Genomic DNA, 22011 nt, shown 5'->3' with positions numbered 1-22011 from the left:
ATCCGCCCGCATTTCTCGAACGTGCCGCAAACCTACAAAGGCACCGGCACGCTGTCAAGTATTTATTCCTAGGAATCTTATCTTTTTGCGGCAGCTTTCTGCCTAGTGGGCTTCTCCGCCGACTTCGGCTCGACTTTCGGCCAGTTCACAATGTGCTGCTCGTAATCGCGCACGCGCACCTTGCCTTCCATGCCGCCGACACGCCCGCGCACGGAAATGCCCGCTTCGTGCACCGTCTCCGGGTCGCCGGAAACGAGTGGATGCCACCACGCCAGCCCGCGCCCTTCCGCAACACGACGGTAGCCGCAGGTTTTCGGCAACCACGCATATTCCTCGACCGCGCCCGGCGTGATCTTCAGGCAATCCTTCACGCGCTGCATGCGGTTTTCGTAATCGGAGCAGCGGCAGCTTACGCAATCGAGCAGGCGGCAGGCGATGTCGGTGTAGTAGACCTTGCCGGTGTCCTCGTCTTCGAGCTTTTCGAGGCAGCAGCGCCCGCATCCGTCGCAGAGCGACTCCCACTCGGCGGCGGACATTTCCTGCAAGGTCTTTTGCTGCCAGAACGGTTTCACGTCGGTCCCGAAGCTATTGCCGGTTCGTTTCATTGATTGGCCCGGAACGCAAGCGATCAGCGCCCGCGCGCGCCGCGCATGTCCCGCTCCGCCAGCGATTCGATCCAGCCGCGCAGGCCAAGCTGGTCCCCGAAGAAATAGAGTGCAAGCAGCGTGCAGGCCAGCACCGCGAAGACAAGCCCGACCAAATCGAGCTTGCCCTGCTCCCGCCGGAGCGGCTGCATGCGCTCCACCGGAATCACCTCGGTATAGAGCCGCGCGACCATGACCAGATAAAGCGGGCGCAGCAGGACGGCGACCACAGCCGACGAGACGAAGATCGGCAGCGCCATCAGCACGTAGAAATTATAAATCGCCTTCGGGCCGCCGAAACCGCCTGCGCTCATCGCGTAGGCGAGCGCGCCGAGATAGGCGAGCACGCCTACGCACCAGCAGACGAGGCTATAGCCCATGCGAATGCCGATGGCGCGTCCCGGCCGTGCGGCGAGCACCGCGACCGAGTCCTTCGCGGAATCGAGAAAGCCCTTGCCCGCCGTCAGTGCCGGGACGACGCCCATGGTGCCGATCTTCCATGCGTAATAGAGCAACTCATCCAGCGCGGTGCGGTTGTTGCGCTTGCGCGGCAGGCGGTCGAGGATCGCGTTCACCGTGATCCATGCGTCGATGGTGGTGAACAACCACAACCGCGGCAGGTTGCGGAAAGCAAGGTCGAGGCAGCGCGCAATCGTCGAAGGTTCGCCGGCGCTGCGCTGGTAATGGACCGAAGTGATCGCCGCGTTGCAAATCGCAATCGGATAGCTCGCGACCATCACCACGAGGAAGCTCCAGCCGGTCAGCACGAGGTTGAGCAGCGTGAAGCTCGCCTTGTTGTCCTTCTTGCGCACTTCCTCCCATACGCTGTCGGGAATCCAGTCGAGCACCTGCACCCAGACGAGATAGGAGGCTGCGATCACCAGCCACTGGAGGGCCGCGAAAAAGAGGATTTCCTTTTCCTCAAGGATCAGCCGGAAAGCGCCGCCAAGTTCGCCGGTGAAGGTCGAGAGGTTCTTTTCAGACAAGACCTCCGGCTTCTCGCCGGTTTTTTCAAACAGTCCTTTGGCTTCGTCGCGGGCGACGTTCAGGGCGGCGCGTTCGGCGGCAAAGGGCATGGCTTACCAGTTCCGGCGTGGTGAGAATTATCGCACTTTATCTAAGCGACGCACGAGGCTCCGAGCGCATCGCACAGTTCAGACAACAACAGCGCGTAATTCGCGCGCTCCTGACCGCCGGCCCACTTTGTCAGCGGGCATAAAACGCTCAACGGAATCGTTCTTCGGCCTTCCGTCTGTGTTTGTTCAAAATTGCACGCCCGCTTCTGCCCAGTAAAGCCATGTAATTGCTGCATTAACGTCGTTCACACGACCTGTCGCCCGATACCGCAGCCCCTGCTATAACCCCGCCTCCAGCACGCGCCTTTCAAGGTTTCCCCGTGGCCGAGACCCCCGCCCCGCCTCCGCAAAACGGCAAGCCGCCCCGCGAGCGGGTCCCGGTGCCGCGGCCGAAAGTCGGGCCGATCCGCAAGTTCTTCCTCGATCTCGACGCGCGGCTGAACCACGCGCTGTTCGCGTTCTGGATTTTCCTGCGCGCGAAATACGAAGGCTTCTCCGGCTTCATGGACCGCTTCCATGTCGCGGGGTTCAAGCGCCTCGTGGTCGAAGGCGCGAGCGAGGGCGCGAACCTCGGCACAGCGGGCGCGGTGCTACTGCTCGCGCTCGCGATCCCCGCGTTTCAGGAAACGCAGGACGACAACTGGCTGAAGCGCTCCGAACTCTCGGTGACCTTCCTCGACCGCTACGGCAACCGCATCGGCGAGCGCGGCATCAAGCATAACGACTCGGTGCCGCTCGAAGAATTCCCCGATCACCTGATCAAGGCGACGCTCGCAACCGAAGACCGCCGCTTCTACGAACACTACGGAATCGACATCCCCGGCACGTTGCGCGCGCTGACGACGAACTTCCGCGCCGGCGGCGTCGTGCAGGGCGGCTCCTCCATCACGCAGCAGCTCGCGAAGAACCTGTTTCTCACGAACGAGCGCACCATCGAGCGCAAGATCAAGGAAGCGTTCCTCGCGATCTGGCTGGAGACGCGGCTGAAGAAGGACGAGATCCTCAAGCTCTATCTCGACCGCGCCTATCTCGGCGGCGGCGCGTTCGGCGTGAATGCGGCCGCGCAGTATTATTTCAACAAGTCGGCCCGCGACATCAACCTCGCGGAAGCGGCGATGCTGGCCGGGCTGTTCAAGGCGCCCGCGCGCTATGCGCCGCACGTCAACTTGCCCGCCGCCCGCGCGCGCGCCTCCATCGTGCTCGACAACCTAGTCGAAGCCGGATTCCTGACCGAAGGCCAGGTGTTCGGCGCGCGGCGCAATCCGGCGCGGCCCATCGACCGGCGCGACGAGAACGTACCGAACTATTATCTCGACTGGGCGTATCGCGAAGTGCAGCAGATCGTGCAGACGCTTCCCGCCTCGGTACAGGAGCGGACGTTCGTCGTGCGCACCGCGTTCGACCCTGCCGTGCAGAAGATCGGCGACGTTACGCTGGAAGACAGCCTGCGCCAGTTCGGCCGCGATTATAATGCGCAGCAGGGCGCGCTGGTGATCCTCGAGGTCAACGGCGCGGTGCGCGCCATCATCGGCGGCCGCGACTATGGCGAGAGCCAGTTCAACCGCGCGACCGATGCGCTGCGCCAGCCCGGCTCCGCGTTCAAGCCGTTCGTTTACGCCACCGGCTTCATGAATGGTTTGACCGCGAAAACGCCGATCCTCGACGGCCCGATCTGTCTGGGGAACTGGTGCCCCCAAAACTATTCGCGCTCGTACTTCGGCACCATCCCAATTTCTCAAGCGCTGACGCTTTCGCTGAACACTCCTGCTGTGCGGGTTGCGGGTTTGGTGGGCCGCGCAAAGATCATCGAAACCGCACGCCGACTTGGCATGACGACCGAATTGAAGAACACCGCGCCGCTGCCGCTCGGCGCCGCGGAAGTGACGGTGATGGAGATGGCGCAAGCCTACGCGCACTTCGCGAGCGGCGGCAGAAAAGTCCGCGCGCACGCCGCGCTCGAAATCCGTTCGCTCACCGGCGAACTGATCTGGAGAGATACGACCGACCTCTCCCGTGCAGAACAGGTCTTGCCGACGAACGTAATCAACGAATTGAACCCGATCCTCGTCAACGTGGTCGAGAACGGCACCGCGCGCCGCGCGCTCCTCGACGGCCTCCTGGTCGGCGGCAAGACCGGCACCACGAACGCCTATCGCGACGCTTGGTTCGTCGGCTTCACCGGCAACTTCGTTTGCGCGGTCTGGTTCGGCAACGACGACTACCAGCCGCTGCGCAAGATGACCGGCGGCTCGCTGCCTGCCCTGCTCTTTCATAAGGTGATGACACAGGCGCATCAGGGCGTGACCCCGATCCCCATGCCGGGCTTGCCCAACCGCGCGCCACCAAAGCGAGATGGCCCGCAGGCCGCCACCACCACGACACCCGTACAGATAAACCGCCCGGCGACGCTCTCCCCGCGTGCGATCGACCAGTTGCTGAAACTGGAGCGCACGTTCCGGGCGGCCGGCGGCACCGCAGCCTTCATCCCCACCGAGCAACCGCGCACGGCAGTGGTGCGCTAATCCGAAATCACGCTGGAGCGGAATCGCGAGGCGTGTCATGCAACGCGAGTTCGCTCCCTACCCTTCGCGGTCCCAGCATTGCGCGCGCTTGTTTTCATCGTCGTTCTTGCGATCGGCTCGGCCAGCGGCCTCGGGCTGACGTGGCTGTTATCCGGGCGCGACAACGGCTTCGGCGCGGTGCGGATCGGCGCATGGCAGGCCTGGCCGAAAAGCGGAACGCTGGAAGCCGACCCATACGCGCGCGCGATCTTCGCGCGTTCCGGTGAACTGCCGGTCGCGCTGGCCGAAGGCATCGCGTTCTCCGCAACGAGCGACGACCGTGGCCGCGTGCTGGACGGGCGTTGCGTTACAAAGATCAAAGGCCGTTTTCTCACGGCGCGTTACTGGACCATCACCGTCTATGACGGGCGCGGCAGGCTGATCGAGAATCCGGCAGGCCGTTACGGTTTCACCAGCGCGGAAATCACGTTCAACACCGACGGCGAAACCGAGATCTGGCTCAGTCCGCGCGTGCAGCCCGGCAACTGGCTGCCCACCGGAGAGAACCAGCAAATCTCCGTCGTGGTCCGGCTCTACGATATTCCTTCCGGCATCACCGCGCGCGGCGAAGGCGCGGAAATGCCGAAGATCACGCAGGAGCGTTGCCCGTGAGACGCTACTGGCTACCCCTCGTCATCGGACTCGTGCTCGGCGGCGTAGTGCATATCGTTTCGATCTTCGCGCTGCCGCGTCTCGCGCAGAACGATGCCTTCACGCGCCTGTCGCGGCTCGGCGAACGTAATCAGGTGGTGCAGATCCCGGACCCGACGCCGTTCGCAGCCGTGCTGCCTCGGATGGACCCCTCTACCGTGCTCGCCGCCTGCGTATACGACCTGACGCGCGGGCCGCTTCAGCTTCGCGTTCCGGCGACGCCGGACCTGACATCGGTCGCGTTCTACACGCAGCAGGGCCGCGTGTTCTACGCGCTCAATGACCGCGCTGCGAACCGGCGCGCCATCGAACTACAGCTCATGACGTCGCTGCAACGCGCATCGCTGCCGCGCGACGAGGAAATCACCGCGGCCGACCGGCTGATCGTGGAGTCGCCGAGTTTGCAAGGGGTCGTGCTGATCCGCGCCTTCGTGCGCGAAGCGGGAGCGCGCGCGGACATCCGTGCGCTCCTCGCCAACGCGAGCTGCAAGCCTATCTAGGGATCAGTCCTTGACGATCTGGCCGTTGCGCGGCGGCGGCGCGAGCGCCACTTCCGTCGAAAGCACCGGAATCTTCGTGAGCCGTTCGTCCAGCGCGCGCAGTGCGCGCTCCGCATCTACGGCGGCCGGTGCTGGTTGCGTAATGAACAGGCGCTCCAGTGCATAACGATAGGCAAGCGAGCGCTCGCCAAACCGGCGGTAAACCCAGCCGATCACCATGCGGTTCTCGGCAATGCGCGCCATCGCGGTTTCGCGCTCCCGTCCGCTCAGCCGCGTAACACCGGCCAAGCTACGCTCGCGCGCGGTGTCCATGTCGACGACGCGCTTCGCGACGATGAAGAACGGCGCAATGCGGACGCTGTCGACGCGAATATCCTCCACCAGCCGCGCGTAGCGCGCGGTTGAGGAACGGTACGGCGTGCCGATCAGCGTATCGGCATATTTCTCGACCTCGAATTGCGGATCGTTGTTCGGATAGACCCGCGAGGTCTTCAGATCGGTGATCGAGAGAAACCACTTCTGCTTCGCGACCGGCGGCGAGATGATGCCATAGGCAAGATCGCGCAATGCCTGTTCGTCGTCCGTCAGCGGTGCGAGCGATACCGGCTCGCCGCGGTTGCTGGCCCGGAACAGCCCCACCACCGGCAGCGCTTCATCATGAACGAAGGAGGCATTGGGCCGGTCGAAATCGCCCAAGCGCGCGCAACCCGCGGCAAGCGCGGCGGCAAGGAAAAGAATGAGAAAACGAAAGAGCGGCATTACGCCGGCCGGCGCGCGCGGCGCTTTATCTTGCCGCTGGCGCGCGAGCGCGGTTTCGAACCCTGCTCTTTCGGCTGCGCCTCGCTCTCGCGTTCGACGCGGATGACGGGAAGAACGAGGATCGAGCCGCCTTCGCCCGCAATCGCGGCGCGCGGCAACGCTCTCGCCTTCTCCAACGGAAACCTGACTACCAGACCCATCGCGGCCTCCCGGCCTCACCACTGTCTACCTGGGCCAAGTAACGAACGGTTAGGGTTAACAGCCTGTTAACGCGCGATTTCCTCCATGCGGCGGAATGCGCCGGTCAGGCTTGCGCGAGGTTCAGGAAGTTGCGCCCGGCCCGGTCCTCAACCTCGACCAGCCACAGGTCGGGATCGAAGCCGACCTCGCGCTCGATGCGCTTCTCCACGTCCGCTTCCACAACGAAGCCTTTATCGAACGAGGAAATGAACAGGTGTTCGTTGGGGCGCGAACTCTCGAAAGCGCTCTGGGGCGCGGGCCCGAACAGGGCAGCCGAACCATCCAGCTTTGCGATCTTCACGAAAATGGCGCCTGCCTCGTCGGCGCCGCGGCGGCGCACGGCGGCAAACGCCCCTTCGATGTTGCAGCGGCGGACATAGGCTGCAACCCAGATTGCACTTTTCAGACGCACGGGGCGGAGTTTAGTCGATCGGCGCGCCGTTTACAGCCGCCAGCTTCGCAAAGACCGAATCCGACATCAGGCCCGTAACGGGGAGCTGCCAGTCGCGTTCGAAACGCTCGATCGCGGCCTTGGTGTCCTCGCTGAAGGTACCGCTCTGCCGCACCGGCCCGTAGCCCAGCCGCGCCAGCGTGCGCTGTAGCGCGAGCACGCGGAGCGAGCGCCGCTCGCCTTCCGGGGGCGTATTGATGGAGCCAGTGACGTCGTTGTTCTTCACCGGGGTATTGCGGATCTTGTCGAGCAGCGCATCGCTCGGCTCGAGCGTGTTCTGGCCCTGCCCCTTCTGGAAGTTCTTGATTGCCTGATCGGTGCGCGGACCCTGTACGCCGTCGATGGCGCCATCGTAATAGCCGCGCGCGGAAAGCTCTTTCTGAATGTTCTGCAAAAGGTCGTTCATGGTGCGCGCCGGGGCATTCTGCGGGCGCGGCTGCGGATTGGGCGCGGTCTTCGGCGCACCGTTGCGCGGCGCCGGGACCTCAAGCGTGGACGCGAGCGGCTCCTGAAAGCCCACCGCATTCACGACCACTGCACCCAACGCGGCGGTGACGATGGCCAGCGCCACCGTGTCCGAAACGCGGCGCGGCAACAACGCGGCAAGCGCGCGGCGAAACAGCGAACGGCTGCGCGGCGCGTCTTCGTAATCGTCGTATTCGTCCCGCGCGGCGGCGGCGCGTGCTTTCATGCGTTTAGGCACTTTTCTTCATTCCCCTTGAAGCGTCGGCTGCGGCGGAATTCCGCGCCGGAAATTTGGTCACCGAGTTCTTGCCCGCTACCGCGGCTGCTGGCTGGCAATCGAGCGGCATCCGCACGGTTACGCGCGTGCCCTTTTGCAGGCGGCTTTCGATGTGCACGCTGCCGCCGTGCAGTTTCACCAGGCCCATGACCACGGAAAGACCGAGGCCGGTGCCCTCATACATGCGGTCGTAAGTAGAGCGGCCCTGAAAGAAGGGATCGCCGAGGCGGGCAAGATCGGCTTCCGGAATGCCGATGCCGTTGTCGGTCACGGTCAATTCGAACTGGTCGCCATTCGCACGCGCTGCAAGGTCGATCTTGCCGCCGCGTTCCGTGAACTTGATGGCGTTGGAAACGAGGTTGATCACGACCTGCCACAAGGCGCGCGGATCGGCACTCAGTTCCGGCAGCTGATCCGGCAGATCGGTGAAAAGCTGAACCCCTGCCTGTTCGGCGCGCAGCGACATCATCTTGCGGCAGCTTTCGATCAGCGGGCGCACCGAGAACGGCTCCGCCACGATCTCGAAATGGCCCGCCTCGATCCGCGACATGTCGAGGATGCCGTTGACCACCGAAAGCAGATGCTCGCCGGAATCGCGGATCAGGCTCGCATATTCGCCGCGGCGGGCGAGATCGAGTTTCATTTCCTGTTCGCGCGCCAGCATCTCCGAGAAGCCGATAATGGCGTTCAGCGGCGTGCGCAATTCATGGCTGACGGTCGCGAGGAATTTGCTTTTCGCGTCGTTGGCTTTTTCCGCTTCGTTGCGGGCCTGTTCCACGGCCAGCGCATCGGCCTTGCGCGCGGAAATATCGCGCATCACGGAAACGACCTGCTGCGCTTGGCCCTCGATGGCGCGAGCGCGCATTTCGACCCAGGCGAAAACCGGGGCTGCGGACGTTTCGCAGAGCAGGCGGAATTCGACGGAAGCAGGCTCATTGCTGCGCGAAGCGTCCGAAAGCGCCGTGAGATAGGCCGGGCGGTCGGCGATATGCACGCGCTCGAACAGTTTGTGGCCGAGCAGTTGCGCGGCGGGCACGCCTGCCAGTTGCTCGATGGCCGGAGAGATGAACGTCACGGCGCCGTCGACTGCATGGCGCGCGATCACGTCGGACATATTCTGTGCGAGGAGCTTGTAGCGCGCTTCGCTCAGGCGGCGCACTTCGTTGCCGGTGCGGACGAAGGCGCTGTTCGCGAGCGCGATCATGCCCGCATAGACGGCGGCAGACAGCGTTCCAGCGAGCGTCAGCGCAGGGAGATCAAGGTCCGCGGCGGTATAGGCGGCGAGCCAGCCGTTCGCGCTCGCGGTAAAGAGGCCGAAGGCGGTCAGCGCGGCAAGGGAGATCGTCGCAACGATCAGGCGGCGCGACGCGGAAAGCGAAGCCTCCAGCGCGATCACGACGACCCATGGCGCGGCGAAGCTCGCAGCACCGCCCGTCATCACGGCGAGCGTCGCAACCAGACCCGCAAGCGCGAAGGCGGAAAGCAGGTGCGCGCGTTCGAACTGGCCGCTGCGCGAGAGATAAACCACCAGCAGGAAAGGCGCGAGCGCCCAGAGCAGCGCGGTCACTTCCAGCGCGCCGGCAGTACCGCGCGAAGCGAGATAGAGCGGCAGTAGCGCGAGCACGCTGAAGCCGGAGAAAATCTTGACCGCGAAGAACGCGCGGTGCCGCGCGGCCGTCAACGGGTCCTGGCGCGCGGACGGATGAACCAGCGCGTCGATAAAACCGCGAATGGAAGCGAATACTGAATTACGCAACGACAGCAGCGGCACGTTTCGGGCCGCCCCCTCTCCTGTTGCAGGCACAGTAGGTTTCGCCGCTTAGCGAACGCTAAACAGCGCGGCCGGGGGCGGGCCGGTTCACCACAAAAACCCTTGAAAAATCGGGGTTTTTGCAGCTTCCGGAGGATATGGTGAACGACTGGTTGCGATTTCGGGCGTCCTGCGCCCGCGCGCACATGGTTTCGGAATTCCTAGCGGAACTTGGAGGATGCCGCTCGAATGCCGAACAGTTTTTTGAACCGCGTCGTGTAGGTTCACTGCAACGGACCCGGAAAAGAGGTCCGCGGGGACTATCGGCGTCATGGGTTTTCTGTTTCGGCTGGCATTCTGGCTGATCATCGTGATCGCACTGCTGCCTTCGGATCCGAAGAACGATCCGAAAGCGCCGCAGGTGAGCACGTTCGAGGCGATCGGAGCGGCGACCACCGCGCTCTCCGATGCGCGCAGCTTTTGCCAACGCGAGCCGAAGGCCTGCGAGGTCGGCTCGCAGGCGCTGCATGTGTTCACGCAGAAGGCGCAGTACGGCGCGAAGATGCTCTACGAATATCTCTCCGCCGCGACCGGCGAGAATTCACCGCGCGCGGAAGTCACCACCGGCTCGACGCCGAAGGTGCAGCCCGGCCGCAATACGCTGACCGGACAGGATCTCATCCCGGTCTGGCAGCAGCCCCAGAAACAGAAGCTGGCCGGCTCGTAAGCGGGCAGTTTGTTGAGGTCCGCGCGGCATCGGCCTATATGGGCCGCATGAACGCGCGCATCAGCCAGATCATCGACGATTTCGACGTGCTGGATAGCTGGGACGACCGCTACCGCTACGTGATCGAACTCGGCCGCAAACTGCCGGAGCTTCCGGCCGCAGATCACAACGACAAGAATAAAGTGCAGGGCTGCACGTCGCAGGTATGGCTGACCAGCGAACGCAAGGACAGCCCTCATGGCCCCGTGCTCGATTTCCGTGGCGACAGCGACGCGCATATCGTGAAGGGACTGGTCGCCATCCTGCTCGCGCTCTATTCGGGCGAAACGGCGAAAAAGATTCTCGAAACCGATGCCAACGCGCTGTTCAAGCAACTCGGCCTTGGCGAGCACCTGACCCCGCAACGCTCCAACGGCTTCCGCTCGATGGTGGAGCGGATGCGCGCCGACGCGAAGGCCGCGCTCGGGACCTAAGGCTCGAAACTCATTTCCGGTCGCGCACCTTCCGCCTGCCACGCACGCATTTTTCCGCGTCCGCCAGAAATCTCCGTGACAATTCCATAGTGACGCGCGAGGCGATCCAGCCCCAGCGAAAGCACGACCTTCGATGCGCGGCGCGGCCAGCCACGTTCGCGCTCCACGGTTTCGAGGCCTTTCAGGAAACAGCAGACATCGAGCAGCACGCCAGAGAATTCCGGCCCCGCCGCATCGAGCGCGCGGCGCAGGCGCTGCTTCGCAGAAATCACCAGATCGGAAAACTCCAGCGGATCGCTCGCACCGAACCGCGTACCGGCGACGGGCGAGGCCCAGTTCGCGCCGAGGCGAGGCGACAAACCGGCGCGGGTGAAGTCCGCGCGGAATCGTTCTCCGGCCGCGAACTGCGCGGCGTCGATCATTGGCTTACCGGAAGAATCCTTTCGCCGCGCCAGCCATGCGAGCGGGCTTTCGGAGGCGTTGAAATGCGTCGCATCGGGTGCGATGCGGCGCGTCTCGTTGTTCGCGGCGTGAATGCCCTGATGCGTGGCGGATGGATTTGCCGCGTCAGCGCGGCGGCGCGTGCGTTTTGCCATGTCAGCGGCTCCGCTCGCCGGAAGCGATGCATGCTGCGCGCAGCAATGCCTCGAGTTCGTTAAGCTCCGCATCGAACGCGGCATCGTCCCGTTTTTCTTCCACGAGACGGCAAGCATGGGCCGCCGTGGTGCGGTCGCGCTCGAAATATTTTCCGACGACATGCAGCGGCAAACCGATTGCGGTGTGCGCGAGGTACATGCCGATCTGCCGCGATGCCGCCTTGCGCATGGAATGACGCCGGATTGCGCTCGCGCCGAGCCGCGATGCCAGCTCACATACAACCTGTAACGGCAAGGCAATGTCTTGCGCCTGTTGCGCGCGCGGATAACGCGCCGCCGCGAATACCGCCGTCCGATCCGTCCAATTCCGTTCCAACGCTCACTCCCGCCGATAGGAATATAAGCATAGAATAGCCAATGCGGCGAAAGCGGGGATGCGGGCCTGTGCATGAAAGAAATTTGCGGACCGATTCCGCCACGCGATTCAAAGCGTTGCGCGGAAAGATCGCCTTTTCTCAATAGGAATTTATCCCCGCAGGGACGGCGCTCCCGCAAGGTGGCGGCGGTTTATCGAAGGAGCCGCCCCATGCCCGTCAGGAAGAAGCCCGTCCTCGTCAAAGGCCCGGAGTTCGCTGCTATCCGCGCATTCCGTACAGAGAACCGGGACGAACAATTAAAGCGCGAGCTTGCATTTCTGGGCGCGGGGCATCGCCCGATTGCCCAACTCGCGGGCGCGCTCAGGGCAGCGCGCCGCGGCGCGCGCTCCGGCAAGGGCTACGATCTGGCCCGTCATTTCGCGCTGGTCCGGCTGCTGCGGCGGCCATATCCTGAAATTCCGGGGCCGGCGTGAAGAACCCGGCTGTGCCCGCCGGCTCTCGCTCTTGTGTACGGCACTTGCCTTGCGAGCCTGCGGCCGCAGGCATACCTCTGGCGCAGAAAAGCGGAGACAGCCGATGTCCGAAACCACCACCAGCCGCCCGAAGATCATGAAGTCCGATGCCGAATGGCAGAAGGAACTCACCCCCGAGCAGTATCACATCATGCGCAAGCACGGCACCGAACCGGCATGGTCGGGGCCGCACCTGAACGAGAAAAGCAAGGGCACCTACAACTGCGCCGGTTGCGGCGCGCCGCTGTTCTCTTCGGATACGAAATACGATTCCGGTTCCGGCTGGCCGAGCTTCTACGCACCGATCGACAAGGAAGCCGTCAGCGCGCATCAGGACAACTCCTATTTCATGCGCCGCACCGAGATCCGCTGCGCGACTTGCGAGGCGCATCTCGGCCACGTATTCCCGGACGGACCGAATCCGACCGGACAACGCTTCTGCATGAACGGCCATGCGCTGAAGCTCAAAAAGGCAGACGACAAGGATGGCAAATAACGCGCGCTGGAATCGTGCCGCGCTTGGCGAAGCGCCGAAAGCAGAACGCAAGCCGCATCAGCAGATCGTCCACGGGCTTACGCTCGTGGACGATTTCGCATGGTTGCGCGACGATAACTGGCAGGAAGTGATCCGCGATCCGGGCAAGCTGGACCCGGAAATCCGCGCCTACCTCGAAGCCGAGAACGCCTACTTCGAAAAAGCCTTCAAGCCCTACGACGCGCTGAAGCAGACGCTGATCAAGGAAATGCGCGGACGCATCAAGGAGGATGACTCCTCGGTGCCTTCGCGCGATGGGCCATACGCCTATTTCTCGCGCTATCGCGAAGGCGGCCAGCATCCGCTGATCTGCCGCCAGCCGGCCGCAGGCGGCGCGGAAGAAACGCTGCTCGACGGCGACGCGCTCGCGAAAGGCAAAGCCTATTTCCAGCTTGGCGGTGCGTGGCATTCGCCCGACCACAAGCTGATGGCATGGTCGTCGGACGATAAAGGCTCCGAACTCTACGCCATGCGCGTGCGCGACCTGGCGACGGAAAAAGACCTCGACGATCTCGTACCGGAAGCGGCGGGCGGCGCGGTGTGGCTCGCGGACGGCAGCGGCTTCTATTACGCGAAGCTCGATGCCGAACACCGGCCGCAGCAGGTCTACCTGCACAAGCTCGGCGACAAGACCGAACAGGACCGGCTGGTCTACAGCGAAACCGACAAGGGCTTTTTCGTAAACGTCGGCAAATTGCAGGCGGGCCGCTTCGCCCTGATCTCGACGGGCGATCACGATACTTCGGAAGTGCACCTGCTCGATTTGCATGACGCGAACGCGAAACCGCGCATGGTCGAACCGCGCACGGTCGGCCTGCGCTATGACGTCGAGCATCACCCCGCGGACGATACGCTTTATCTCCTGACCAACGCCGACGGCGCGGAAGATTTCAAGATCGTCACGACAAAGCTCGCGACGCCAGGACGAGCGCACTGGCGCGACCTGATCCCGTATCGCCAGGGTACGATGATCATCGACCTTTCGTTGCTGAAAGACTGGATGGTTCGGTTGGAGCGCAACGAAGGCCTGCCGCGCATCGTCGTTCGCGCGTTGCCCGGCGGCGAGGAACACACCATCTCGTTCGACGAGGAAGCCTACTCGCTCGGCAACTCGTCGGGCTACGAATTCGCGACCGACAACCTGCGCTTCACCTATTCGTCGATGACCACGCAGTCGGAAGTCTGGGACTACGACATGCGTGCGCGCACGCGCGTATTGCGCAAGCGGCAGGAAGTGCCGTCCGGACACGACGCCTCGCAATACGTCACGCGGCGCATCTTCGCGACGGCGAAGGACGGCGAACGCGTGCCGATTTCGCTGCTGCACCGGAAGGACACCAAGATCGACGGCACCGCGCCATGCCTGCTCTACGGCTACGGCTCCTATGGCATCCCGATGCCGGCCAGCTTTTCCACCGTGCGGCTGTCGCTGGTGGATCGCGGCTTCGTCTTCGCCATCGCGCATATCCGCGGCGGCACCGAGAAGGGCTGGCACTGGTATCTCGATGGCAAGCTAGCGAAAAAGGAAAACACCTTCACGGACTTCATCGCCTGCGCCGAACATCTGGTCGCGGAGAAGTTTGCGCGGCGCGACGGCATCGTCGCGCAGGGCGGCTCCGCGGGCGGCCTGCTGATGGGGGCGATCTCCAATCTTCGTCCCGACCTGTTCGCGGGCATCATCGCGGAAGTGCCGTTCGTCGATGCGGTCAACACCATGCTCGATGCAACGCTGCCGCTGACGCCGCCGGAATGGCCCGAATGGGGCAACCCGATCACGGACAAGGAAGTGCTGGAGCGGATGCTGCGCTACTCGCCCTATGACAACGTGGGCGCGAAAGCCTATCCCGCGATGCTTGCGCTTGCCGGCCTCACCGACCCGCGCGTCACCTACTGGGAACCGGCGAAGTGGATCGCGAAGCTGCGCCTTCTGAATACCAGCGATAATCCGGTCTTCATGAAGATGAACATGGACGCGGGCCACGGCGGCGCGGCGGGCCGCTTCGACCGGCTGGAGGAAGTCGCGCTGGCGTATGTGTTCGCGCTGGCGGTCGCCGGTAACGCAAACGCATGACCCGCGACCGGCTCGACGTCATCGCCGTAAGCGCGATGGTGACGCTCACCGCGCTCTGGGGTTTTCAGCAGGTTGCAATCAAGGTCACGAACGCGGCGGTGTCGCCCGTATTCCAGAGCGGGCTGCGCTGCGCGGGCGCGCTGGTTCTGCTGCTGGTCTGGTGCCGCGTGCGCAATATTGCGCTGTTCGAGCGCGACGGCACGCTGGTTCCGGGTTTGATCGCGGGCTTCCTGTTCGCGTCCGAGTTCGCGTTCATCTACTGGGCGCTGGTGTTCACCGATGTCGGCCGCAGCATCCTGTTTCTCTATTCCGCGCCGTTCGTGGTCGCGGCGGGAGCGCACTTTCTGTTTCCGAACGAACGGCTCGGGCGCGCGCAGGTCATCGGCCTGCTTTGTGCGTTTGCAGGTCTTGCGCTGGCGGTGAAGGACGGGCTTTCGCTGCCGTCATGGCGCGCGCTGATCGGCGACGGCATGATGCTGCTCGCCGGAATCCTCTGGGGCGTGACGACGCTCTACATAAAATCGACCAAGCTGATTAAAATTCATCCGGCGAAGACGCTGGCCTATCAGCTTGCCATGACCGCGCTGTTCATTCCCGCCGCGCTGCTGCTCGGCGAGAGCGGGATCACGAAATTCGACGGGCTGATTGCGGCCTCGCTCGCGTACCAGATCGTACTGGTCGCGTTCGCATCCTATCTCGCGTGGTTCGCGCTGATCCGGATGTATCCGGCAGCGACGCTCGCTGCCTTCACGTTCCTGTCGCCGCTGTTCGCAATGCTGTCGGGCGCGATCTTCCTGAACGAGAAGATCGGCCCGGCGCTATGGATCGCGCTCGCACTGGTCGCGTTCGGTATCTGGCTGGTGAACCGTCCGCGCGCGAAGGCGAACGTCACCGCCGCCTAGTGCGGGACGGGCGACTGGCCCTTGAAATCGACGTCGGCTTCCGCGCCGGAGCGCTTCACATGCTCCTGCAATTCGGCAACCGAGTTGAAGCGCACGGTGCCGACCGGCAATTCCGCCTCGATCGAGCCGTCGGCATAGAGCGTGTAAGCCATGCCGGCGATGATACCCGAACGCACGACTGCGCCGGGGTCGCCTTCCGGCGCCTGCGGCGGTTCTTCGCCACGGCGGCGGGCATCGTATTGCTGCATCGGCGCTTCGCGGCGGCGCGGGTCGGGAGTCGCGGCAGGGCCACGGGTAGGACGCATCGGCTGCGGCGCGGGCGGAGCACCTGCGGCGCGGGCGAAGCGCGGATCGTCGCCACGCTGCGGATCGCGCGACGGCGCACGCGGAATTTCGCCGCGCGGATCACGGGGCGCTCCGCGCTGCGCGCGCATATCCAGTTCCGGCGTCTCTTCCGGATCGAGTTCAGGTTCGGGACCGCCGAAACGGGCATCCCGTTTGGGCAAATTCGACTGCGGACCTCGGCGCGGCACTTCCCCGCCGGGGAAGCGCGAAGGCGGCGCGGCACGCTGCGGGACTTCCGCGCTGCGCGGCTCGCGTTCCATCGGACGCTCCGCCGGGCGCGCAGCACGAACGGGCTGTTCCGGCTCGCGGGGGGCAGCAGCGCGTGGCGCGGGAGCACGAGGACGCATTTCTTCCGCCAACAATTCTTCTTCAAACTCATTCGCGGTGTCGCGCACAGGTTCGCGGCCGCGATCGTCTTGCGGGCGGGCAGCGCTACGCGCACTGGCGCGTGGCAACGGCATCGGCGCGTCCTGCACCTCCGCATCGTTGTAGGAGGGACGGCCAGACATTCCGAAACCGGCTTCCTCGACCCGCTCGGCCACGTCACGAAGCGCGCGCAGGACCAATCCCAAGGCAGAAATGAGCAAACCACCGGCGAAAAGGGTCGCGCCCGTATGGATCAGGTCGCTGCCGAAGCCCAGCCCCGCCGCCCGTTCCGGCATTCCCGCAAAGACAATTCCGAGGGAAATGAGGGCCAGCGTCACGCCGCCCCATATCAATACTGCGGGCATACCCGGCTATACTCCCGATGAATGAACTACTTTTAGCCGTATCGCGTTAACCGATCCTACCAGAAGGCGGCTTTTCGGAGACCTGCGCGAACAACCACTACACGCTGCCGCAGGTTGTATGACAAGCCCCACCCTGATTATTTAGCCGCCGACACGAAGAGGAGAACCCCCGCATGACCTTCAAGCTGCCCGATCTGCCTTACGCTCACGATGCGCTGGCGCCCTACATGAGCAAGGAAACGCTCGAGTATCACCACGACAAGCACCACCTCGCTTACGTCAATAACGGAAACAACGCGCTGAAGGGCACGGAGTTCGAAGGCAAGAGCCTCGAGGAAATCGTGAAAGGTTCCTTCGGCAAGAACCCGGCGGTCTTCAATAACGCCGGCCAGCACTACAACCACCTTCATTTCTGGAAGTGGATGAAGCCGAACGGCGGCGGCAAGATTCCGGGCGAACTGGAAAAGAAGATCGTCGCCGACCTCGGCTCGGTCGATAAGATGAAAGAGGAATTCATCCAGGCCGGCGTCGGCCAGTTCGGCTCCGGCTGGTCCTGGCTCGCGGTCAAGGGCGGCAAGATCGTCGTGATGAAGACCCCCAACGGCGAAAGCCCGCTGGTGCATGGCGGCCTGCCGATCCTCGGTTGCGACGTCTGGGAGCACTCTTATTACATCGACTATCGCAACCGCCGGCCTGACTACCTCAAGGCCTTCGTCGAGAACCTAGTTAACTGGGAATACGTCGCCGAGATGTATGCCGCCGCCGCAAAGGCGTAATCGGCCACTTCTGTAGGCACCTGACAGAACTGCCGTCCCGGCGGGCACCGTCCGCCGGGACCTTTATTTTAGTTTCATGTTTCCGTTCTAGGGCTTGGCCTGCTGCACTGCACGGCTAGGGGCTTGCCGGAGTGCATACAATTTGCACGAATCCCGCCTTAATCGCCTATTACCTAGGCGAAGAGCGCGTTAGCCGGCCGCTTTGGTCACAACAGGTTTCGTCCGGCGCGAAACCAAAACGATAACGCAGACCTTACCTCCCAGAGATCATGCGCTACTCCATCCTTCAAAACCGCGGGCTGCCCGCCCCGGCCGATCTTCTTGCGCTCGTTACGCTCGCAATCGTAACCGCGGCCGCGATGTTCACCTTCAAGGACTACGGTCTCGGCTGGGACGACTACGCGCACTCGCACTACGGCGAAATTCTCTACTCCTATTACGCGAGCGGTTTCACCGACCGGCGCGCGATGGAGTTCTCCAACCTGTTCTACTACGGCGGCGGCTTCGACCTCGCCGCTTCCATCCTCGACCGTTTCGTTTCGACCGATCTGTTCGAAACGCGCCGCCTGATGGGCGCCATCGTCGGCATTACAGGTCTTGTGATCGTGTGGCGGCTTGCACGACGGGTTGCGGGACCGGTCGCTGGCTTTGCGGCAGTGCTGCTGCTTGCGATCACGCCGATCTGGTACGGCCACATGTTCATCAACGCGAAGGACATACCGTTCGCGGTTGCAATGGCGCTCGTACTGTTCATGCTGGTTCGCGCCTTCGAAGAATTTCCGAGGCCGCGCGCGTCAACCATCCTGCTGTTCGGCCTCTCGCTAGGCCTCCTCATCGGCACGCGCGTAATCGGCGCGCTGGTGTTCCTGTTCGCAGGCGTTGCACTGCTCGTCTATCTTTTCGCCGACGCCAAGGAACATGGGGTTAAAGACTCGATCTGGCGCGGCGTAAGCTTCGTCGGCTGGCTCGCCCTTTCTATTCCCGTCGCCTATGCGGTGATGGCTCTGGTCTGGCCGTGGTCGGTGCAGGCGCCGCTTAATCCACTTCGCGCCTTCGCGTACTTCTCCAATTTCTGGGAGAAGCCGTGGAAAGAACTGTTCGACGGCGCGCAGATCATGATTCCGGAAATGCCGCGCACCTATTTGCCGAAGCTTTGTCTCCTGAAGATTCCGGAGATCGTCGGCTTCTTCGCGCTGGCCGGCGCCGCCGGTGCAGTTGTTTCGCTCGTGCGCGGCCACGGCACGCCGGCGAAACGCGCCGCGTTGACGCTGCTCGTCGCGGCAGCGGTATTGCCGGTGCTGATCGTCGTGATGACGCGGCCGGTGCTTTATAACGGCATTCGCCACTTTATTTTCATCGTGCCGCCCTTCGTCGTGCTCGCAGGCGTCGCGGTTGCGTATGTGTTCGACAGGCTGGCTGCCTATCGCAGGCAGGCCGTGATCGCGGGCGTGGCTGCATTCGCCATCGGCGCAGGCATCACCGTGGTCGATCTGGTCCGTATCCATCCGTACCAGTATGCGCTGTTCAACCACGTTGCAGGCGGCGTACGCGGTGCATCCGACCGCTACATGATCGATTACTGGGGCCTCGGCTTCAAGGAAGCGTCCGAGACGCTGCTTGTTAAGATCGAAGAACTGAAATTGAAGAAACCCATCAACCGCAAATGGCGCGTGGCGGTCTGTGGTCCGGCCGCGGTGGTCGGTCTCGAACTCGGGGAGGATTTCGTCGCGACCAACGAAGCCAAGGGTGCGGACTTTGCCGTGTCGCTCGGCACCTTCTATTGCGCCGAACTGTTCGCACCGCTGATTACCGAAGTCAGCCGCGATCATGTGGTGTTCGCCCGCGTCTACGATCTGCGTAAGCTCAATTACAAGAGCGTCTACGCGGAAACGGGAGAGATCGAAACGCCGAAACCGCAGGCGACCATCCACACTTTCTGGCGCTAGCGGCACGCATGGCCGCAGGCGCCTATATCTTCGATGCCTACGGTACGCTATTCGACGTCCATGCTGCGATCGCCAAGTATGGCGACCGTATCGGCGAGAATGCAGCACGCCTTTCCGAACTCTGGCGCAGCAAACAACTCGAATACACCTGGACGCTGAGCGCGATGGACCGCTACGAGGATTTCGAGCGGTTGACGGAACGCGCACTCGATTTCGCCCTCGCCAAATTCCCCGAAGCCGACCCGGCGCTCAAGCCGGCCCTGCTTGCCGCCTACCGCGAACTGGACGCATTCCCCGATGCACGCGCGGCCCTGCAAAGCCTGAAAGCCGCGGGCGCAGTGACCGGCATTCTCTCCAACGGCTCACCGGAAATGCTGGATGCCGCGATTGGCGCAGCCAAGCTCGCACCGCTGCTCGACCATGTAATTTCTGTCGATGAAATCGGCATCTACAAGCCGCGCGGCGAGGTCTATGCGCTCGTTACCGAGGCACTCGAACTGGAGCCGGAAGACATCGCCTTCGTGTCGTCGAACCGTTGGGACGTGGCAGGCGCGGCCAATTTCGGGTTTACCGCGATCTGGGTAAATCGCGGCAAAGCGCCCGACGAATATCAGAACCTGGCTCCAGCTTTCATCGTGCCGGACCTGCAATCCCTGCCCGACCTCGATCTCTGAACATTAGCTGCGAAGCTTGTCGAGAATCCGCACCCAGCTTCGCGTTCCCTTATGGAACGACGAGAGATTATATTTTTCGTTCGGCGAATGGATGCGGTCGTCGTCGAGGCCGAAGCCGATGAGCAGCGAGTCCATGCCGAGATCGCGCTTGAAGCTGCCGACGATCGGGATTGAACCGCCCGACCCTTTCAATACCGCGGGCTTGCCCCACTCCTCGCCGAGCGCGGCGCTCGCCTTCTTCAGGTAAGGCGAATCGAGCGGCAGTTGCAGGGCCGGACTGCCGCCATGGGAAAGAAACTCTACCTTGCAATCGGCGGGAACCAGCGCGGTAACGAATTTACGGAACGCCTCGCGCAGCTTGGCGGGATCCTGACGGCCGACCAGCCGGAACGAAAACTTCGCGGAAGCCTGCGCGGGAATGACGGTCTTCGATCCCTGCCCGGTATATCCGCCGATGATGCCATTGATATCGCAGGTCGGGCGCGACCAGATTTGCTCGAGCACGTGCCTTCCGCTTTCGCCGGCAGGCAAGCCCAGACCCATCTCGCCCAGAAATTTCTTCTGGTCGAAGTCGAGCGCCTGCCATTGCGCGCGCACGCCTTGGTCCAGTTCGTCGACCCCTTCATAGAAACCGGGGACTGCGATGCGCCCCTGATCGTCGTGCACGGCGGCGATGATTTTTCCCAATACGCGGATCGGATTGATCGCAGCACCGCCGAACAGGCCAGAGTGAAGATCTCGGTCGGCACCGCGAATAATGACCTCTTCCAGCAGCAGACCGCGCAGCATGGTCGTGATCGCGGGCGTCGTCTCGTTCCACATGTCGGTGTCGCAGACGAGCGCAACGTCGGCGGCCAGTTCCTTTTTGTTCGCTTCGAGAAACGGCCCGAGCGAAGGGCTGCCGGTTTCTTCTTCACCTTCGAGGAGAATGGTGACCGGAAGCGGCAGCTTGCCTTCGGCATCGAGAAACGCGCGCAGCGCTTCCACGAAGGTCATCAACTGGCCTTTGTCGTCGGCAGAACCGCGGCCGACGATCTGCGTGGTGCCATTTGGCAGGGTGACAAGGCGAGGTTCGAAGGCCGGCGTCTTCCAGAGTTCGGCGGGATCGGCCGGCTGCACATCGTAGTGGCCATAGAACAGAACGCGAGGACCGGCACCGCCCTTCCTGCCGTGCGCCAGCACCATCGGGTGCCCTTTGGTTTCGCGCACGCTTGCTTCCAGCCCGAGCGTGGTCAGTTCACGCTGGAGCCAATCCGCCGCCGCGCGCACATTTTTCGAGAAGGCGAGATCGGTCGAAACGCTCTCGATCCGCATGAGCGCGAACAGCCGCTCCAGGCTCGCGTCGAGATTTTTGTCCGCCGCCGCCAGCACCGCATCCAGAGCCATGAGATTCCTCCGCTTTCGCGGACAGGCTAGCAATATGGGCCGCTTCTGAGAACGCCGCTCAACCTTGCGATGCTGCGACCGAGGGCGGCACCAGTTCCAATGCGGGCTTGGCCGCTTTCTTCTGCTCCTGTTCAGCCCGGCGTTTTACACGCCGCGCGATCTGCAACACATGCGCGACGCGGCGATAGAGAAGTCTGGTCGAAACCGGCTTCCCGAGTACCGCCGTATAGCCAGCGCGTGCCGCTTCACGGCGTTGCGCGGTAGATGCACCTGCAAGCAGCAAGATAGTGGCTGCGCCAGTGCCAGCGAAGGGATTAGGCAACACGGCGACATCGTCATTTGCAGCGAGGCTGCCGTGATCGATGATGTAGAGATCGGGCTGGCCCGAAACGAAACGCGCGGCTTCGGAGACCGCGGAAATCCCGGCGACGCCGGGGATCAGAGCATCAAGCTCCTTGCACAAATTATCCCGGCGCGCGGCATCGCTATCCAGCAACACAAGCCGGGCCGCCATTAAAGAACGCATCGGCCATACCCCCGGCCAATGTTCGCGCGGACAAAATCCCGCGCGGCCGAGGCCGCCCAA

At 63.3% G+C, this 22011-nt stretch carries 24 protein-coding genes; 12 read left to right on the top strand and 12 right to left on the bottom strand.

The window, feature by feature from the left end; all coding sequences use genetic code 11:
* Window positions 1-77: 77 nt before the first annotated feature.
* Together KF794_03630 and KF794_03625 are read right to left on the bottom strand one after the other, a co-directional pair.
* On the bottom strand, window positions 78-605 hold the full coding sequence (locus KF794_03630; protein QYK45795.1) for a YcgN family cysteine cluster protein: 528 nt from the start codon (window positions 603-605) through the stop codon (window positions 78-80).
* A gap of 23 nt (window positions 606-628) precedes the next feature.
* Window positions 629-1720 (bottom strand): hypothetical protein, encoded by a 1092-nt coding sequence (locus tag KF794_03625; protein QYK45794.1) that lies wholly within the window; start codon window positions 1718-1720, stop codon window positions 629-631.
* Window positions 1721-2100: 380 nt separating this feature from the next.
* On the opposite strand from KF794_03625, the gene KF794_03620 reads away from it, so the two are divergent.
* From KF794_03620 to KF794_03610, 3 genes are all read left to right on the top strand, one after another.
* The gene (locus tag KF794_03620) at window positions 2101-4242 is read left to right on the top strand and encodes a PBP1A family penicillin-binding protein (protein QYK46582.1); all 2142 of its coding nucleotides are present in this window, start codon (window positions 2101-2103) and stop codon (window positions 4240-4242) included.
* A gap of 78 nt (window positions 4243-4320) precedes the next feature.
* A complete protein-coding gene (locus KF794_03615; GenBank protein ID QYK45793.1) occupies window positions 4321-4893 on the top strand; it encodes a DUF1214 domain-containing protein in 573 nt (190 codons plus the stop codon).
* Window positions 4890-5432 (top strand): DUF1254 domain-containing protein, encoded by a 543-nt coding sequence (locus KF794_03610; protein QYK45792.1) that lies wholly within the window; start codon window positions 4890-4892, stop codon window positions 5430-5432. The genes KF794_03615 and KF794_03610 overlap by 4 nt, the downstream gene beginning before the upstream one ends.
* Window positions 5433-5435: 3 nt before the next feature.
* On the opposite strand, the gene KF794_03605 is transcribed toward KF794_03610, so the two are convergent.
* The 5 genes from KF794_03605 to KF794_03585 all read right to left on the bottom strand — a co-directional run bounded on the left by KF794_03605 (window position 5436) and on the right by KF794_03585 (window position 9305).
* On the bottom strand, window positions 5436-6191 hold the full coding sequence (locus KF794_03605; GenBank protein QYK45791.1) for a hypothetical protein: 756 nt from the start codon (window positions 6189-6191) through the stop codon (window positions 5436-5438).
* Window positions 6191-6391, bottom strand: a complete 201-nt coding sequence (locus KF794_03600) for a hypothetical protein (protein QYK45790.1) — start codon at window positions 6389-6391, stop codon at window positions 6191-6193. The genes KF794_03605 and KF794_03600 overlap by 1 nt, the downstream gene beginning before the upstream one ends.
* A gap of 104 nt (window positions 6392-6495) precedes the next feature.
* A complete protein-coding gene (locus tag KF794_03595; protein QYK45789.1) occupies window positions 6496-6843 on the bottom strand; it encodes a DUF1491 family protein in 348 nt (115 codons plus the stop codon).
* A gap of 10 nt (window positions 6844-6853) precedes the next feature.
* Window positions 6854-7573 (bottom strand): peptidoglycan-binding protein, encoded by a 720-nt coding sequence (locus KF794_03590; GenBank protein QYK45788.1) that lies wholly within the window; start codon window positions 7571-7573, stop codon window positions 6854-6856.
* A gap of 4 nt (window positions 7574-7577) precedes the next feature.
* Window positions 7578-9305, bottom strand: a complete 1728-nt coding sequence (locus tag KF794_03585; GenBank protein ID QYK46581.1) for a PAS domain S-box protein — start codon at window positions 9303-9305, stop codon at window positions 7578-7580.
* 400 nt (window positions 9306-9705) lie between these two features.
* Here KF794_03585 and KF794_03580 point away from each other — a divergent pair, with 400 nt between their 5' ends.
* Both KF794_03580 and KF794_03575 read left to right on the top strand, forming a co-directional pair.
* Window positions 9706-10101, top strand: a complete 396-nt coding sequence (locus KF794_03580; GenBank protein QYK45787.1) for a DUF5330 domain-containing protein — start codon at window positions 9706-9708, stop codon at window positions 10099-10101.
* A gap of 47 nt (window positions 10102-10148) precedes the next feature.
* Window positions 10149-10574 carry a SufE family protein gene (locus KF794_03575; GenBank protein ID QYK45786.1) on the top strand — a complete coding sequence of 142 codons (426 nt, stop codon included), beginning with the start codon at window positions 10149-10151 and terminating at the stop codon, window positions 10572-10574.
* On the opposite strand, the gene KF794_03570 is transcribed toward KF794_03575, so the two are convergent.
* Complete coding sequence (locus KF794_03570; protein ID QYK45785.1) at window positions 10571-11170, bottom strand: DNA replication protein; 600 nt, start codon at window positions 11168-11170, stop codon at window positions 10571-10573. The genes KF794_03575 and KF794_03570 overlap by 4 nt on opposite strands.
* A gap of 1 nt (window position 11171) precedes the next feature.
* Entirely contained in the window at window positions 11172-11399 is a 228-nt protein-coding gene (locus KF794_03565; GenBank protein QYK45784.1) for a hypothetical protein, read from the bottom strand.
* A gap of 357 nt (window positions 11400-11756) precedes the next feature.
* Here KF794_03565 and KF794_03560 point away from each other — a divergent pair, with 357 nt between their 5' ends.
* The 4 genes from KF794_03560 (at window position 11757) to KF794_03545 (ending at window position 15567) form a co-directional block, all read left to right on the top strand.
* On the top strand, window positions 11757-12020 hold the full coding sequence (locus KF794_03560) for a hypothetical protein (GenBank protein ID QYK45783.1): 264 nt from the start codon (window positions 11757-11759) through the stop codon (window positions 12018-12020).
* Between the two features lie 103 nt (window positions 12021-12123).
* A complete protein-coding gene (gene msrB, locus KF794_03555) occupies window positions 12124-12555 on the top strand; it encodes a peptide-methionine (R)-S-oxide reductase MsrB (protein QYK45782.1) in 432 nt (143 codons plus the stop codon).
* Window positions 12545-14665: a S9 family peptidase gene (locus KF794_03550; protein ID QYK45781.1), complete on the top strand. Its 2121-nt coding sequence runs from the start codon at window positions 12545-12547 to the stop codon at window positions 14663-14665. Before msrB ends, KF794_03550 begins: the two co-directional genes overlap by 11 nt.
* Window positions 14662-15567 carry a DMT family transporter gene (locus KF794_03545; protein ID QYK45780.1) on the top strand — a complete coding sequence of 302 codons (906 nt, stop codon included), beginning with the start codon at window positions 14662-14664 and terminating at the stop codon, window positions 15565-15567. Before KF794_03550 ends, KF794_03545 begins: the two co-directional genes overlap by 4 nt.
* Here KF794_03545 and KF794_03540 read toward each other — a convergent pair.
* Entirely contained in the window at window positions 15564-16643 is a 1080-nt protein-coding gene (locus KF794_03540; protein ID QYK45779.1) for a hypothetical protein, read from the bottom strand. The genes KF794_03545 and KF794_03540 overlap by 4 nt on opposite strands.
* Before the next feature lie 173 nt (window positions 16644-16816).
* Here KF794_03540 and KF794_03535 point away from each other — a divergent pair, with 173 nt between their 5' ends.
* From KF794_03535 to KF794_03525, 3 genes are all read left to right on the top strand, one after another.
* Window positions 16817-17419 (top strand): superoxide dismutase, encoded by a 603-nt coding sequence (locus tag KF794_03535; protein ID QYK45778.1) that lies wholly within the window; start codon window positions 16817-16819, stop codon window positions 17417-17419.
* 269 nt (window positions 17420-17688) lie between these two features.
* On the top strand, window positions 17689-19365 hold the full coding sequence (locus KF794_03530) for a glycosyltransferase family 39 protein (GenBank protein QYK45777.1): 1677 nt from the start codon (window positions 17689-17691) through the stop codon (window positions 19363-19365).
* Between the two features lie 8 nt (window positions 19366-19373).
* Entirely contained in the window at window positions 19374-20039 is a 666-nt protein-coding gene (locus KF794_03525; GenBank protein ID QYK45776.1) for a haloacid dehalogenase type II, read from the top strand.
* Window positions 20040-20042: 3 nt separating this feature from the next.
* Here the strand turns inward: KF794_03525 and KF794_03520 are convergent, their stop codons facing one another.
* Window positions 20043-21425, bottom strand: a complete 1383-nt coding sequence (locus tag KF794_03520) for a M20/M25/M40 family metallo-hydrolase (GenBank protein QYK45775.1) — start codon at window positions 21423-21425, stop codon at window positions 20043-20045.
* Between the two features lie 58 nt (window positions 21426-21483).
* On the bottom strand, window positions 21484-21951 hold the full coding sequence (locus tag KF794_03515) for a hypothetical protein (GenBank protein ID QYK45774.1): 468 nt from the start codon (window positions 21949-21951) through the stop codon (window positions 21484-21486).
* Between the last annotated feature and the right edge of the window lie 60 nt (window positions 21952-22011).

It is taken from the genome of Xanthobacteraceae bacterium (genome assembly GCA_019454205.1).
Taxonomy (GTDB): Bacteria; Pseudomonadota; Alphaproteobacteria; order Rhizobiales; family Xanthobacteraceae.
The sequence above is the reverse complement of the archived record's forward strand: the minus strand, read 5'-3'. Positions and strand labels throughout refer to the sequence as shown.

Coding starts and splice junctions, on each gene's coding strand:
- KF794_03600 (QYK45790.1), bottom strand. CDS start 6,391: ATGGGTCTGGTAGTCAGGTTTCCGTTGGAGAAGGCGAGAGCGTTGCCG.
- KF794_03515 (QYK45774.1), bottom strand. CDS start 21,951: ATGCGTTCTTTAATGGCGGCCCGGCTTGTGTTGCTGGATAGCGATGCC.
- KF794_03530 (QYK45777.1), top strand. CDS start 17,689: ATGCGCTACTCCATCCTTCAAAACCGCGGGCTGCCCGCCCCGGCCGAT.
- KF794_03545 (QYK45780.1), top strand. CDS start 14,662: ATGACCCGCGACCGGCTCGACGTCATCGCCGTAAGCGCGATGGTGACG.
- KF794_03540 (QYK45779.1), bottom strand. CDS start 16,643: ATGCCCGCAGTATTGATATGGGGCGGCGTGACGCTGGCCCTCATTTCC.
- KF794_03605 (QYK45791.1), bottom strand. CDS start 6,191: ATGCCGCTCTTTCGTTTTCTCATTCTTTTCCTTGCCGCCGCGCTTGCC.
- KF794_03560 (QYK45783.1), top strand. CDS start 11,757: ATGCCCGTCAGGAAGAAGCCCGTCCTCGTCAAAGGCCCGGAGTTCGCT.
- KF794_03580 (QYK45787.1), top strand. CDS start 9,706: ATGGGTTTTCTGTTTCGGCTGGCATTCTGGCTGATCATCGTGATCGCA.
- KF794_03520 (QYK45775.1), bottom strand. CDS start 21,425: ATGGCTCTGGATGCGGTGCTGGCGGCGGCGGACAAAAATCTCGACGCG.
- KF794_03535 (QYK45778.1), top strand. CDS start 16,817: ATGACCTTCAAGCTGCCCGATCTGCCTTACGCTCACGATGCGCTGGCG.
- KF794_03575 (QYK45786.1), top strand. CDS start 10,149: ATGAACGCGCGCATCAGCCAGATCATCGACGATTTCGACGTGCTGGAT.
- KF794_03570 (QYK45785.1), bottom strand. CDS start 11,170: ATGGCAAAACGCACGCGCCGCCGCGCTGACGCGGCAAATCCATCCGCC.
- KF794_03625 (QYK45794.1), bottom strand. CDS start 1,720: ATGCCCTTTGCCGCCGAACGCGCCGCCCTGAACGTCGCCCGCGACGAA.
- KF794_03630 (QYK45795.1), bottom strand. CDS start 605: ATGAAACGAACCGGCAATAGCTTCGGGACCGACGTGAAACCGTTCTGG.
- KF794_03525 (QYK45776.1), top strand. CDS start 19,374: ATGGCCGCAGGCGCCTATATCTTCGATGCCTACGGTACGCTATTCGAC.
- KF794_03550 (QYK45781.1), top strand. CDS start 12,545: ATGGCAAATAACGCGCGCTGGAATCGTGCCGCGCTTGGCGAAGCGCCG.
- KF794_03590 (QYK45788.1), bottom strand. CDS start 7,573: ATGAAAGCACGCGCCGCCGCCGCGCGGGACGAATACGACGATTACGAA.
- KF794_03565 (QYK45784.1), bottom strand. CDS start 11,399: ATGCGCAAGGCGGCATCGCGGCAGATCGGCATGTACCTCGCGCACACC.
- msrB (QYK45782.1), top strand. CDS start 12,124: ATGTCCGAAACCACCACCAGCCGCCCGAAGATCATGAAGTCCGATGCC.